The sequence below is a fragment of the Pseudomonas sp. ASL9 genome, from assembly GCF_056680335.1.
In genome coordinates this window covers 2,335,121-2,348,057 of record NZ_CM155277.1, presented here as the reverse complement: position 1 = coordinate 2,348,057, position 12,937 = coordinate 2,335,121, and the positions used below count along the sequence as shown (strand labels likewise).

Sequence of the window (12,937 nt, the reverse complement as noted above, 5' to 3'; positions counted from 1 at the left end):
ACTGCGCGTCTTTGCTTGCGTTCAAACGTTTCAGGAGGGAATGTGATCGGCGAACAATCCACACTGCTGTACATCCACGGTTTGAACAGCTCGCCGCTCTCGAAAAAGGCCAGCCAGTTGTCGACCTTGATGCAAACGCTCGGCCTCGATGAGCATTTACGGGTGCCGGCGCTGCATCATCACCCGCGTCAGGCGATCGCTCAGCTGGAAGCATCGATCGCCGAACTGGGTCGGCCGCTGCTGGTCGGCAGCTCCCTCGGCGGCTACTATGCCACTCACTTGGCTGAGCGCCATGGCCTCAAGGCTGTGCTGATCAACCCGGCGGTCATGCCGCATCGGCTGTTTGACGGGTATCTGGGTACTCAACAGAATTTTTACAGCGGCGAAAGCTGGGAATTGACCCACGACCATGTGCAGGCCCTGGCCGAACTGGAAGTGCCCGCCCCGCAGGATCCGCTGCGCTTCCAGGTATGGTTGCAGACCGGTGATGAAACCCTGGACTACCGCAGTGCCCAGTCCTATTACCGAGCGTGCGCCTTGCGCATTCAGCCCGGCGGTGATCATAGTTTTCAGGGCTTCACCGAGCAGTTGCCGGCGTTGCTGAGTTTTGCAGGATTCGCCCCAGAGCTGCTCCAGGCGATTGATTTGTCTGTGCTGTAACACCTGTAGGAGCGGGCTTGCCCGCGATAAGGTCGGAACGACCTTCGCTGTTATCTGCGACTGCTACGCGGTCGATCGCGGGCAAGCCAGCTCCTACAGATATTGACCGATATTCCGAAATTTCATGAACGACTGACGACGAGACCCCATGGCCAATCCCAGCGCTAGCTCTTATAACGCAGACGCCATCGAAGTCCTCTCGGGCCTCGACCCGGTACGCAAACGCCCGGGCATGTACACCGACACCACGCGGCCGAACCACCTCGCCCAGGAAGTCATCGACAACAGCGTCGACGAAGCCCTCGCCGGGCATGCGAAATCGGTGCAGGTCATCCTTCACGCCGACAACTCGCTGGAGGTGTCCGACGACGGTCGCGGCATGCCGGTCGACATGCACCCGGAAGAAGGTGTGTCTGGCGTCGAGCTGATCCTGACCAAGCTGCACGCGGGCGGCAAGTTCTCGAACAAGAACTACCAGTTCTCCGGCGGCCTCCACGGCGTGGGGATTTCCGTGGTGAATGCGCTCTCGAACCATGTTCGGGTTCGGGTCAAGCGCGACGGCAACGAATACGAAATGACCTTCGCCGACGGCTACAAAGCCAGCGAGCTGGCGGTAATCGGCACGGTTGGCAAGCGTAATACCGGGACCAGCGTGTACTTCGCCCCGGACCCTAAATATTTCGATACACCTAAATTCTCTGTCAGTCGCCTCAAGCACGTGCTCAAAGCCAAGGCGGTGTTGTGCCCGGGGCTGCTGGTCAGCTTCGAAGACAAAGCCACGGGCGAGAAAATCGAGTGGCATTTCGAAGATGGCTTGCGTTCTTACCTGCAAGATTCGGTCAGCGAGTTTTTGCGCCTGCCGGATGAGCCGTTTTGCGGCAGTTTCGCCGGTAATAAAGAAGCCATCGATTGGGCGTTGCTCTGGTTGCCCGAGGGTGGCGACAGCGTTCAGGAAAGCTACGTCAACCTGATTCCTACCCAGCAGGGCGGTACCCACGTCAACGGCCTGCGTCAGGGCCTGCTCGACGCAATGCGCGAGTTTTGCGAGTTCCGCAACCTGCTACCGCGTGGCGTCAAGCTGGCACCCGAAGACGTCTGGGAGAAAATTGCGTTTGTCCTGTCGATGAAAATGCAGGAACCGCAATTCTCCGGCCAGACCAAAGAGCGGCTGTCATCCCGTGAAGCGGCGGCGTTCGTCTCTGGCGTGGTCAAGGACGCGTTCAGCCTGTGGCTCAACACGCACTCCGAACTCGGCATGCAGCTGGCCGAGCTGGCAATCAACAACGCTGGCCGTCGTCTGAAGGCGAGCAAGAAGGTCGAGCGTAAACGCATCACTCAAGGCCCTGCGCTGCCGGGTAAGCTGGCCGATTGCGCGGGGCAAGACCCAATGCGCTCCGAGCTGTTTCTGGTCGAAGGTGACTCCGCTGGCGGTTCTGCCAAGCAGGCACGAGACAAAGAGTTTCAAGCGATCCTGCCGTTGCGCGGCAAGATTCTTAACACCTGGGAAGTCGATGGTGGCGAAGTGCTCGCCAGCCAGGAAGTGCACAACATCGCCGTGGCTATAGGCGTTGACCCAGGTGCTGCGGACATCAGCCAGCTGCGTTACGGCAAGATTTGTATTCTCGCCGACGCCGACTCCGACGGCCTGCACATCGCAACCTTGCTCTGTGCGTTGTTCGTTCAGCATTTCCGCCCGCTGGTGGACGCAGGTCACGTTTACGTGGCCATGCCGCCGTTGTACCGGATCGACCTGGGTAAAGAGATCTATTACGCACTGGATGAATCTGAGCGCGATGGGATTCTCGATCGTCTGGTCGCGGAAAAGAAACGCGGCAAGCCGCAGGTCACCCGATTCAAAGGCCTGGGTGAGATGAACCCGCCCCAGCTTCGCGAAACCACCATGGACCCGAACACCCGGCGCCTGGTCCAGCTCACGCTGGACGATTACGCGGCGACCTCGGAAATGATGGACATGCTGCTGGCAAAAAAACGCGCGGGCGACCGCAAGACCTGGCTCGAATCAAAAGGCAATCTGGCCGAGGTTCTCACTTGATGAGAGGCTGGTTCGTTGCGTTATGGCTGATCGTTTCACCGGTATTCGCAGCGCCGCTGGCTGAACTGAAAATGCTGTCCGAACATGCGGTCGATGGCATGGTGGGCGGCAATCTTTCGGGACTGGCGTCGTGCAATGGCGAGCTGTGGACGGTGTCGGACCGCGATGATGCCTTGCTCTACCGACTCGATACCTCATCGGCGGTGTGGAAGGCTGAGGCGAATACCATCGACGTGCCGCCCGTGCCGGACAGTGGTCTGGCGTTGAGCGTGCGTTCGATGGTCAGGGCGTCGTCGCTGGTTCGTGGGGGCGCCCTGGATTTCGAGGGCGTGACGTGCGACGCCGCGGGGAATCGTTACCTGGTCAGCGAGGGGTACGCGGCGGTGCTGCAAGTGCCGGTTTCCGGCGCGCCGAGTTGGCTGAAGCTGCCACCGAGTCTGGTTCGCCAAGCGCGTGCGGAGGGAATGCTCCAGCACTTCAATGCGATCTTCGAGGGCATCGCCATCAGTCCGGCCGGCGATCGGCTGTGGCTGGCGGCCGAGCGGGAGAAGCGCGGGTTGCTGGTGGTCCATCGTGAGCAGGCTGCCTGGAGCTGCAAAGGGGGCTGCGTGATCCTCAGTGAGGCGGGCAAGCAAACCATGCCGGCGCAAATGGGCAGTCGCCAGGCGCCGAAAGATTTTTCCGATATTTCTTTGTTCAACGGCAAGCTGTTTACCCTGGAGCGTGCCGCATACCGGGTCTGCCGTCGCGATCTGAACACCGGGAAGGTCGAGCGTTGCTGGTCGTTTGCCGATGATGCATTGGTGCCGTCGCGACGCTATTCGCAGCCTTATGGGCTGGCCGAGGCGCTGGTCATCGACGCGGAAGGCGCCTGGATCGGTGTCGACAATAACTTTGGTGCCCGGGCCGACGGCGAGAAACGTCCGATAGTCTGGCGTTTCGCGGCACCCGAGGGCGGCTGGAGCGCCAAGCCGTGAGTCAGCAGCTCCCCGGCAAACGTGCGGGTCGCGTGCTGATGATTCTGGCGTGGGGTGCTGCGCTATTTCTGGCCACACGCTTTTTTGGGCAATGGGAGCAGCGTCAGGAAAACCCCAATACGGTGGTGACGTCGCAACATGGCGACGGTTATATCCAGGTTTTACTGCTGAGCAATGACCAAGGTCATTTTGTCGGTAACGCTCAGATCAACGGTCATCTCGTGCAGTTTTTGCTGGATACCGGCTCTACGGACGTAGCGATCCCAGCCGAAGTGGCGGACACGTTGCACCTCAAGCGCGGTATGCCTGTGACGACCAACACTGCCAATGGCCGAAGCCAGGCGTTTCGCACCACAATCGACCGTCTGCAAGTGGGTGATATCGTCCTGCATGACGTGCGCGCCCTGGTGACGCCCGGTCTGGAAGGCGAACAGATACTGCTGGGCATGAGCGCAATGAAACAACTCGAATTTACCCAGCGCGGCGGCACCATGCTGCTGCGCCAGACCACGAAATGATGAGGCTTGCATGAGCGATTCCCTTGCAGACAGCTTAGATGGCGTAGAACGCCGATCACTGGCTGACTTCACAGAACAGGCCTACCTCAACTACTCGATGTACGTGATCATGGACCGTGCCCTGCCGCATATCGGCGACGGCCTGAAGCCTGTGCAGCGGCGAATTATCTACGCCATGAGTGAGTTGGGGCTTGATGCCGACTCCAAACACAAGAAGTCGGCACGTACGGTCGGTGACGTACTCGGTAAATTCCACCCCCATGGCGACTCGGCCTGCTACGAAGCCATGGTGCTGATGGCGCAGCCTTTCAGCTATCGCTACACATTGGTCGACGGCCAAGGCAACTGGGGTGCGCCGGATGATCCGAAGTCCTTCGCGGCCATGCGTTACACCGAAGCGCGGCTGTCGCGCTATTCCGAAGTACTGCTTAGCGAGCTGGGCCAAGGCACGGCGGATTGGGTACCGAACTTCGACGGCACCCTCGATGAGCCGGCCGTGTTGCCGGCGCGCCTGCCCAATATCCTGCTAAACGGCACCACCGGCATTGCTGTCGGTATGGCCACGGACGTACCACCGCACAACCTGCGTGAAGTCGCCTCTGCCTGCGTGCATTTGCTCGATGAGCCCAAGGCCACGATCGAAGAGCTGTGCGAGCACATCAAGGGCCCGGATTATCCGACCGAAGCGGAAATCATTACCCCGCGTGCCGACCTGCTGAAAATGTACGAAACAGGCAAAGGCTCGGTGCGTATGCGAGCGGTGTATCGCATCGAAGACGGCGATATTGTCGTCACCGCGTTGCCGCATCAGGTGTCCGGCGCCAAGGTGCTGGAACAGATCGCTGCGCAGATGCAGGCCAAGAAGTTGCCGATGGTTGCTGACCTGCGTGACGAGTCGGACCATGAGCATCCTTGCCGCATTGTGATCATCCCGCGCTCCAATCGGGTCGAACTCGACGAGCTGATGCAGCATTTGTTCGCCACCACCGAGCTGGAATCCAGCTACCGGGTGAACATCAACATCATCGGCCTAGATGGCAAGCCGCAACTCAAGAACCTCAAGGCACTGCTCAGCGAGTGGCTGGTATTCCGTATCGGCACCGTGCGCCGACGCTTGCAATTCCGTCTGGACAAGGTCGAGCGTCGCTTGCACCTGTTGGATGGTTTGCTCACGGCTTACCTGAACCTGGATGAAGTCATCCATATCATCCGCACCGCTGAACACCCGAAAGCGGAGTTGATCGAGCGTTTCGCGCTGTCGGAAATTCAGGCCGACTACATCCTTGACACGCGTTTGCGTCAGTTGGCTCGCCTCGAAGAAATGAAGCTGCGGGCCGAGCAGGATGAGTTGCGCAAAGAACAGACGCGTCTGCAATCGTTGCTGGGCAGTGAAACCAAGCTGCGCAAGCTGGTGCGCACCGAACTGATCGCGGACGCTGAAACGTACGGCGACAACCGTCGCTCGCCTATCGTTTCCCGCACTGAAGCCAAAGCGTTGTCGGAAAACGAGCTGATGCCGACCGAACAGGTCACGGTCGTGCTCTCGGATAAAGGCTGGGTACGCTGTGCCAAGGGGCACGATATCGATGCCGCTGGGCTTTCCTACAAAGCCGGAGATGGCTTCAAGACCTCGGCTGCGGGGCGTTCCAACCAGTTTGCAGTGTTCATCGACTCCACGGGGCGCAGCTACTCGCTGCCAGCGCACACCTTGCCGTCCGCCCGAGGCCAGGGCGAACCCTTGAGCGGTCGTCTCACGCCGCCACCGGGGGCGAGCTTTGAATGTGTGCTGTTGCCGGACGACGACGCGCTGTATGTCATCGCTTCCGACGCGGGCTACGGCTTCGTGGTCAAGGGTGAAGACCTGCAAGTGAAGAACAAGGCTGGCAAGGCGCTCTTGAGCCTGCCCAATGGTGCCAAGGTGATTCTGCCGCGGCCAGTGGCGGATCGTGAGCAGAACTGGCTTGCCGCCGTGACCACTGAAGGGCGCTTGTTGATTTTCAAAGTCAGTGATTTGCCGCAGCTAGGCAAAGGCAAGGGCAATAAAATCATCGGCATTCCGGGTGAGCGTGTGGCCAGTCGCGAAGAGTACGTGACCGACCTGGCGGTGTTCCCGGACGGCGCGACATTGGTGCTGCAGGCCGGCAAGCGCACCCTGTCACTGAAAGCCGATGACCTTGAACATTACAAGGGTGAACGGGGTCGACGTGGCAATAAGCTCCCGCGGGGTTTCCAGCGAGTGGATGCATTGTTGGTTGAAAATAGCCTCTAAAGGCGGATTAGAGCGTTCGGTCTTCGTTTTGCCATGACGATCGACGCATAATCGCTGGAGTCATAGCCAATATTCACGGATGATATGACGTCTTGAGTCACCAGCGTGGCTGAGTGCCTTCATGTCTTGTGTGAGTATTGACGCTGTGGTGCGCCTTGTGGCGACTACCTGGATGGGATGATGAATTTTTTACGCCTTCCTTTTGTTTTGTTAATGACCGGCGTAATTGGGCTTGCCGGTTGCAGTGTGCAACAACCGACTTCGTTGTATCAGCTTGACGCCGGTGAGCCGGGTCAACCTAAACAAAGTGCAGGAATGGCCGTATTGTTGGGGCCGGTTTCAGTGGCTGATTATCTGCAACGTGAAACCCTGTTGCAACGCCAGCCAGATGGCAGTCTGACCGCATCGACCGAGGGTCGTTGGGCCGGCAGTCTGTCTTCGGACATTGACCAATTGCTGTTGCGTCAACTGGCCTGGAAGCTGGACAGTCAGCGTGTTGTGCTGGCTCCGGCGGCTGCGGGTTTTACACCGGATGTGCAGGTCCTGTTGTCCATCACCCGGCTTGATTCGGGCGTAGGCCAACCGGCGATTCTCGATGCGCAATGGCGCTTGCTGGATCGTAAGGGGCAGGTTCGCGATAGCCGGCTGGTACACCTGGAAGAGCCTCACGTCGGGACCTCTGCCGCACAGGTGAAGGCGCAAGGCATATTGTTGCAACGTCTGGCCGATCAGCTGAGCGTTGCGCTCAAACCGCTGGCCAACCAGCCTGTGGATGCCCCTAAAAAGCCAGTCTCGGCCCAGGTCCGCCCCCCCAAGGATCAGGATCAGGACAAACCGAGGATGCCCATGGCTTCGCCGATTCGTACCGATATGGAAGTGTTCCGCTTCTGAGGAAGTACCCGCCTTATTCAGGACGGAATACCGCCCAACAAAAAGCCCACAGCGATGTGGGCTTTTTGTTGGTGTTCAGTAGGCCTTGTAGGAGGGCCCACCCCGTCTCCGGCGCCGCGCTGTCGCGCTGTCGCGCAGCAAACTGGGTTGCGATTTGTGTGTCGTGATTGATGGCGTGTCAGATAAGCCGCCTTCGCGAATGAATTCGCTCCTACAGAGATTTTGATCTGCCTTTGGGATTTGGAGTGAATTGACTGCCGAATTACGGCAAGGCCCCTTTTCCAGAAGGCCGAGCGCAGGCGTTGCGCAGGGGGTAACGAGGCAGGACGCCGAGTTAGCCGCACGGGGCCATGGACGGCCCCTTGCGGCGGCCCCCGGAGCAACGCCGGAGCGAGGGAAGTCCGAGCCTAAGCGAGGATCCGCATGGAGGGGCAAGCGTTTTGGGGTACCTTTTTGCGGTTCGGCGTCCCGACGTCTGAAAAAGGTTCCTCGCTGTAAGAGCGAAACCGTAATTCCAGCACACCAAAATGCCGGATATACACCTAAGATCCAGCGACAACTCATTGTTTTTAAAAGATTAAAAAACAGTTTTATAGGAGGAGCTTGCTTGCAACTTCGCGTCCCGCCGCGATCGAGCGCGAAGCGGTCGTAGGATGCCCGAGCACGGTTTTACTGAAAGACCCGGGCCGCCTGATTTTGCGACTGCTGCGGTCGAGCGCGACTCCGAAGCGATCGCGGGCGGGCCCGCGATGGCGGTATCGGTTAAACCTTGCCCCGGCTCTCGTGCATCCGCGCCAGTTGGCGTTCGAGCATGGACGGGTAGGGCTCCATCAGTCGTTCGACGCAGCACGCGCCTTCCGGGCTAGCGATAGGACGGATACGGGCGCGTTGGCGAATCAGGACATCGTCACTGATCCTGCGCTCGACCAGCAGCAGGTTCCGGCTGTGTTGCGACAGCGCCAATGCGTCTTGCGCGGTTTCAGTCAGCAACAGGTCGATCTGGCTTAGTCCGAACAACCCATCACCCAAGATCAGGCCCAACTGCAATTGCAGGGTGATACCACTGTCTGCGACTTCGATTTGCAAGGCATGGCTCAGCGCACGCAGCAGTTCGCCGCAGCAGATGGCATTGGTCAGGTAGTCGTCACCGCTTTCCTGGCTGTGGAACAGCATCAGGGTGCTGCCGTCGTTCAGGGTGTGCAGTTCGCCCTCGTACAGCGAAGCGGCCTGATCAAGGCAATCGCGGTAGCGTTGCAGCAGGTCAGCCAGGCGAGCACGGGGCAGGCGACGTAGCTGATCCTGAGCGCCCAGTTGTACGGCCAGGACCGCGCTGCGCTGTGGCCGGTTCGGGGCTATCGGGGCTGGCTTGACTGCTGGCGCCGGGGTGGAGTGATCGCGCAGATCGGCGAACGGGTCTTCTTCGTCCTCCTCCTCATCTTCTTCAGCGACGATACGCTTGGGCGCTTGTGCCGGTAGGCGAGGTTTAGGCGCTTCGTCGAAGCCGGGTTCGTGCGGGTCATTCGCCGAAAACCCAGGTCCGGCGTCTTCTTCTGCTTCAAGGTACGGATCGTCGTCGCCGAGCTCGTCGTATTCGGACTCTGGCATCGGCTGAGGTTCAGGCGGTTCCGGCGCGAACGAGGCGTGCAACTGACGGGCCAGGTCACCGATTTCATCCTGGCGCTCGGTGGCTGGTGTGTGTTCGTCGATGTCGCGCAGCCACACGCGCAATTGCAGCAGGGGTGTCGAGATATAGCGACCCAGGCGCAAGCTCAGTGCCAGTGCCAGTGCCAATAGAATCCCGCTGAGGATGCCCATGCTTTGCAAGCTGATGGTCATTGGCTGCTGGAACTGCGCCATATCAAGGCTGATGCGCAAATGCCCGGCGATCACGTCCTGGAAGGTAATCTTGATCTCGTACAAACCTTCAGCTTCGCCCAACAGGCCATTTTTCGGGCGCTGACCGGCTTCTGCAAGGATACGGTTGTCCACGCTATAGATGGCGGCGTGGGCCACCAGCGGGTTTTTGACCAGATTTCCCAGCAGCACGTTGAGGCTGAGGATGTCGTTGGACACCAGCAGTTCGGTGGCGGACGTGGCGGTTTGCGTGGTTAGGGCCTGGCCAAGGGCGTCAGCCTGTTCGTGCATGGCCTGCTTGAACTGCAGGCCCATCACGCAGGCATAAATCACCAGCGCCAAGGCGACCAGAATCACGTTATGGCTGGCTATACGCAAAGCAAGCGGTACACGCCTATGGCGCAATGCCCGAAAGATCAGCAGGAAAAAATTATCGGGTTTAACTGGCGTGGGCCGGTTCACTGAGCACTGTTCTTTTGGTGAAGTTGCCGGGCAGTATAGCGACCGACCCCGGAGCGGCAAAGCGCTCGCTGTGCCCGGTGGTCACTGAAAGTGGTTAGAATGCGGTTTTTTTCCACTGCGGGGGTGCGCCTTGCGCGAAATCGTCCTGATTAACATCACTGGTGAAGACCGTCCGGGTCTCACTGCGGCCATTACCGGGGTGCTTGCCCAGGGTGGGGTGAATATTCTCGATATTGGTCAGGCGGTGATTCACGACACCTTGTCGTTTGGCATCCTGGTCGAAATTCCGGGGACCGAACAAGGTTCCTCGGTGCTTAAAGATATTTTGTTCACCGCTTACAAGCTCGATCAGCAGGTGCGCTTCACGCCCGTTTCCGAAGAGGACTATGAGCATTGGGTCAACGGGCAGGGCAAAGCGCGGCATATCGTGACGCTACTCACCCGTAAGGTCACGGCCGAGCAATTGCGGCGTGTCAGCTCCATTACCGCCAAATATGGCCTGAACATCGATCAGATCGATCGTTTGTCCGGGCGCATGCCGCTCGATACTCCGGCTGATAAAGGCAAGGGCTGCATCGAGTTTTCCGTTCGCGGCGAACCGGCCGATCCCAAGGCGATGCAAGCCGAGTTTCTCAGCGTGGCGCAAGAGCTCAACGTCGATATTGCGTTCCAGCAGGATTCGCTGTTCCGGCGTAACCGGCGTCTGGCGGTGTTCGATATGGACTCGACGCTGATCGAGGCCGAAGTCATCGACGAGTTGGCCAAGGCTGCCGGCGTTGGCGAGCGGGTGTCGGAAATTACTGAGCGGGCCATGCGTGGCGAGCTGGATTTTCGTGCCAGTTTCAAAGAGCGTCTGGCGCTGCTCAAGGGCCTGGATGTGAGTGTGCTGGATGAAATAGGCGCTTCGCTGCGCCTGACAGAGGGCGCCGAAACCCTGTTTGCCGAACTCAAGCGCTTGGGCTACAAAACCGCGATTCTGTCCGGCGGCTTCACCTACTTTGCTAAGCAGCTGCAGGCCAAGCTGGGGATCGACTACGTTTTCGCCAATGAGCTGGAAGTGGTCGACGGCAAGGTGACTGGCGTGGCCATCGAGCCGATTGTCGATGCTGCACGCAAAGCCGACCTGCTGCGTGAGCTGGCGCACAAAGAAGGCCTGAGCCTTGAGCAGACGATTGCCGTCGGTGATGGGGCCAACGACCTGCCAATGTTGGCGATTGCCGGTCTTGGCGTCGCTTTTCGCGCCAAGCCGCTGGTCAAACAGTCGGCTAAACAGGCGATCTCGACGCTGGGGCTGGACGGGATTCTTTACCTGCTCGGTTTTCGTGATCGGGATGGGCGGGGATTGTAGGTTTTTTTGCTCCCACAGATAGCCACCTGGCTATCTGTGGGAGTGACGCGGTCTGCCAGGTGCAGCGCTGGCTACAACGACGTCCATAACGAATCGAATTCTTCTTCGTGCGTCGTATTTTCGGGGCTACCGGCAGGGCCTTGTTTGCGTGGTGTTTCAATCACCTGGTATTCGAACTGATTGAAGCTGCCCGTGCCGGTGCGACGCTTGCCCAGGCTGGCACTACGCTCTTCACCGTTGGTGTTGATCTTCACTCCGTTGCCTTCCTGAAAGGGCAGGCGCGGTGCCAATACTGTCGCCGGCTGGTCGATTGCGCTTACTTCAGGTAGCAGCAGCGCCCTCAGGTACTGGCTGTTTTGCTCGCCAGTGCGCACCAGTTGCAGGCCGCACGGCTGAGCATAGGGTGCAACCAGTTCGATACCCATTTGCGTGCCGCCGCCGCGCACCTGGCGAATCCAGCGCACGACCGCGATGCTCCAGCCCTGGCCTGCACCGTCTTGAATACCGACCATTTCCCCTGCCTGTAGCTGGGGAGGCACCTCTTTAGGCCAAGCTAGGCAGTAGCCACCCGGGCTGTGGTTAATGACGCTCAGTGCATGGGTGGGAAACGTCTCCTGGGCGTTGGACGCCGGGTCGCCACCATCCGCTTCGGCCTGATGATACTGGATCTCCTCGTACGGCAGCATGGTGTCCGAGGTAGTACCGTCACGCGGGGTGTCGAAGGTATTGGCCCACGCATCAGTGGAGGCGATTTTGGAGAACTGCGTAGTGAACTCTGCCGCCATGCTGACGGCGGGCAGTTTGAGCATCTCGCTGAATGACTTCTGTCCGCCCAGGTAATAGTGCAGGGCGCTCATACCAAGGCACAGGGTCAGGGTGCCTTGGCCGACCGTACGCTGAAATATCCGTTCGGAGACGTCGCCCCAGGCGGCTGCCAGATGTTGCAGCAGGTCCAGGCTGAAACCTTGCGGCACCAGCAGTGGTGATTGCCCACGTTTTTCCGCAGGCAAATCCAGGTAACCCTTGATGGCTGCTGCCAGCGGCAACGGATTGATGCCCAGCAGAACCGGTAGCTGCTCATCAGGGAACAGCGACTTGTAACGCGGCGGAGCATCGACGGTCTGCGCTACCGCGAACAGGCTGGAGTCCTCTGCGGGTGATTGCAGCTTGACCAGTACACTCCAGGATTCGAGGACTTCGGCCAGCCGACCGATATTGAGCTGGCGCATCTGGTTGCAACGCGAGCAGCCCAACAACAACGCCACCACATACGTTTGCTCGATGCTCAAGGTGTGGGTATGGCTCGCCAGGTTGTCGGGCACCGCGATGGTATTCAACTGGTGCTGACGGGCAATCAGATAAATCTGATGCATTTCCAGCCACAGGCCTTCCGGTACCGGGCAATACAGCTGACTGGCACGAATCAATGGGCCATTGAGGCAGTGCAAGGCACGCTGCAAGGCGGTGGTCAGCAGCGGTACTCGATCCTTGGTCAGCTTGGGCGAGATGCGCGCAATGATCTGCTTGTAGCCCACTGCCAAATGATTTTGCAGGGCCTGGCAGAGGTTTGCGACTTTGCGTGGGCGTTCGTCGAGCACAATCGCCTGGCTGAGGAAGTGCCGCTCAAGGTTCTTGCAGACGTAATACACTTCAGGGCGCAGCAGTTCGAGCAGTTGCAGGCGATTGTCGCTGGAGGTGAATAACTGGTTGAGCTCGCCCATGCCTTGATAGAGCAGGCGGGCGGTTTCACCGAGGTTGGCTTTGGGCAGGGTGGCTATCCAGCGTTTCAGGTCTCGTGGAGTGGCCTCGCAGAACGACAGGCTCGATTGTATAGGCGTGGGTACACGCAGCAACAGCTCCAGACTTGAGTTACTCATTTGCCCAACAAACTCCAACAGCGGTGGC

At 59.3% G+C, this 12,937-nt stretch carries 9 protein-coding genes; 7 read left to right on the top strand and 2 right to left on the bottom strand.

From position 1 onward, the window contains the following. The first annotated feature begins 42 nt into the window (after positions 1-42). From AC1ME2_RS10820 to AC1ME2_RS10795, 6 genes are all read left to right on the top strand, one after another. Positions 43-660: a YqiA/YcfP family alpha/beta fold hydrolase gene (locus AC1ME2_RS10820; RefSeq protein WP_480441034.1), complete on the top strand. Its 618-nt coding sequence runs from the start codon at positions 43-45 to the stop codon at positions 658-660. Positions 661-808: 148 nt separating this feature from the next. After that, on the top strand, positions 809-2,713 hold the full coding sequence (gene parE / locus AC1ME2_RS10815; protein WP_480441032.1) for a DNA topoisomerase IV subunit B: 1,905 nt from the start codon (positions 809-811) through the stop codon (positions 2,711-2,713). Then, complete coding sequence (locus AC1ME2_RS10810; RefSeq protein ID WP_480441030.1) at positions 2,713-3,690, top strand: esterase-like activity of phytase family protein; 978 nt, start codon at positions 2,713-2,715, stop codon at positions 3,688-3,690. The genes parE and AC1ME2_RS10810 overlap by 1 nt, the downstream gene beginning before the upstream one ends. Before the next feature lie 38 nt (positions 3,691-3,728). Continuing rightward, positions 3,729-4,208 (top strand): retropepsin-like aspartic protease family protein, encoded by a 480-nt coding sequence (locus AC1ME2_RS10805; RefSeq protein WP_480442088.1) that lies wholly within the window; start codon positions 3,729-3,731, stop codon positions 4,206-4,208. A gap of 10 nt (positions 4,209-4,218) precedes the next feature. Further along, positions 4,219-6,477 (top strand): DNA topoisomerase IV subunit A, encoded by a 2,259-nt coding sequence (gene parC / locus AC1ME2_RS10800; RefSeq protein ID WP_480441029.1) that lies wholly within the window; start codon positions 4,219-4,221, stop codon positions 6,475-6,477. A gap of 180 nt (positions 6,478-6,657) precedes the next feature. Then, the gene (locus tag AC1ME2_RS10795) at positions 6,658-7,368 is read left to right on the top strand and encodes a PqiC family protein (RefSeq protein ID WP_480441027.1); all 711 of its coding nucleotides are present in this window, start codon (positions 6,658-6,660) and stop codon (positions 7,366-7,368) included. 762 nt (positions 7,369-8,130) lie between these two features. Here the strand turns inward: AC1ME2_RS10795 and AC1ME2_RS10790 are convergent. Continuing rightward, on the bottom strand, positions 8,131-9,684 hold the full coding sequence (locus tag AC1ME2_RS10790; RefSeq protein WP_480441026.1) for a histidine kinase: 1,554 nt from the start codon (positions 9,682-9,684) through the stop codon (positions 8,131-8,133). Between the two features lie 130 nt (positions 9,685-9,814). On the opposite strand from AC1ME2_RS10790, the gene serB reads away from it, so the two are divergent. Continuing rightward, positions 9,815-11,032, top strand: coding sequence for a phosphoserine phosphatase SerB (gene serB, locus AC1ME2_RS10785; protein WP_480441025.1), 1,218 nt, complete (start codon positions 9,815-9,817; stop codon positions 11,030-11,032). 71 nt (positions 11,033-11,103) lie between these two features. Here serB and AC1ME2_RS10780 read toward each other — a convergent pair whose 3' ends face one another. Next, positions 11,104-12,909 carry a molecular chaperone gene (locus AC1ME2_RS10780; RefSeq protein ID WP_480441024.1) on the bottom strand — a complete coding sequence of 602 codons (1,806 nt, stop codon included), beginning with the start codon at positions 12,907-12,909 and terminating at the stop codon, positions 11,104-11,106. Between the last annotated feature and the right edge of the window lie 28 nt (positions 12,910-12,937).

What these genes read in the sequence shown, in the direction of transcription:
- parE (WP_480441032.1), top strand. Translation starts at nt 809, where the DNA reads ATGGCCAATCCCAGCGCTAGCTCTTATAACGCAGACGCCATCGAAGTC.
- AC1ME2_RS10810 (WP_480441030.1), top strand. Translation starts at nt 2,713, where the DNA reads ATGAGAGGCTGGTTCGTTGCGTTATGGCTGATCGTTTCACCGGTATTC.
- AC1ME2_RS10805 (WP_480442088.1), top strand. Translation starts at nt 3,729, where the DNA reads ATGATTCTGGCGTGGGGTGCTGCGCTATTTCTGGCCACACGCTTTTTT.
- parC (WP_480441029.1), top strand. Translation starts at nt 4,219, where the DNA reads ATGAGCGATTCCCTTGCAGACAGCTTAGATGGCGTAGAACGCCGATCA.
- AC1ME2_RS10795 (WP_480441027.1), top strand. Translation starts at nt 6,658, where the DNA reads ATGAATTTTTTACGCCTTCCTTTTGTTTTGTTAATGACCGGCGTAATT.
- AC1ME2_RS10780 (WP_480441024.1), bottom strand. Translation starts at nt 12,909, where the DNA reads ATGAGTAACTCAAGTCTGGAGCTGTTGCTGCGTGTACCCACGCCTATA.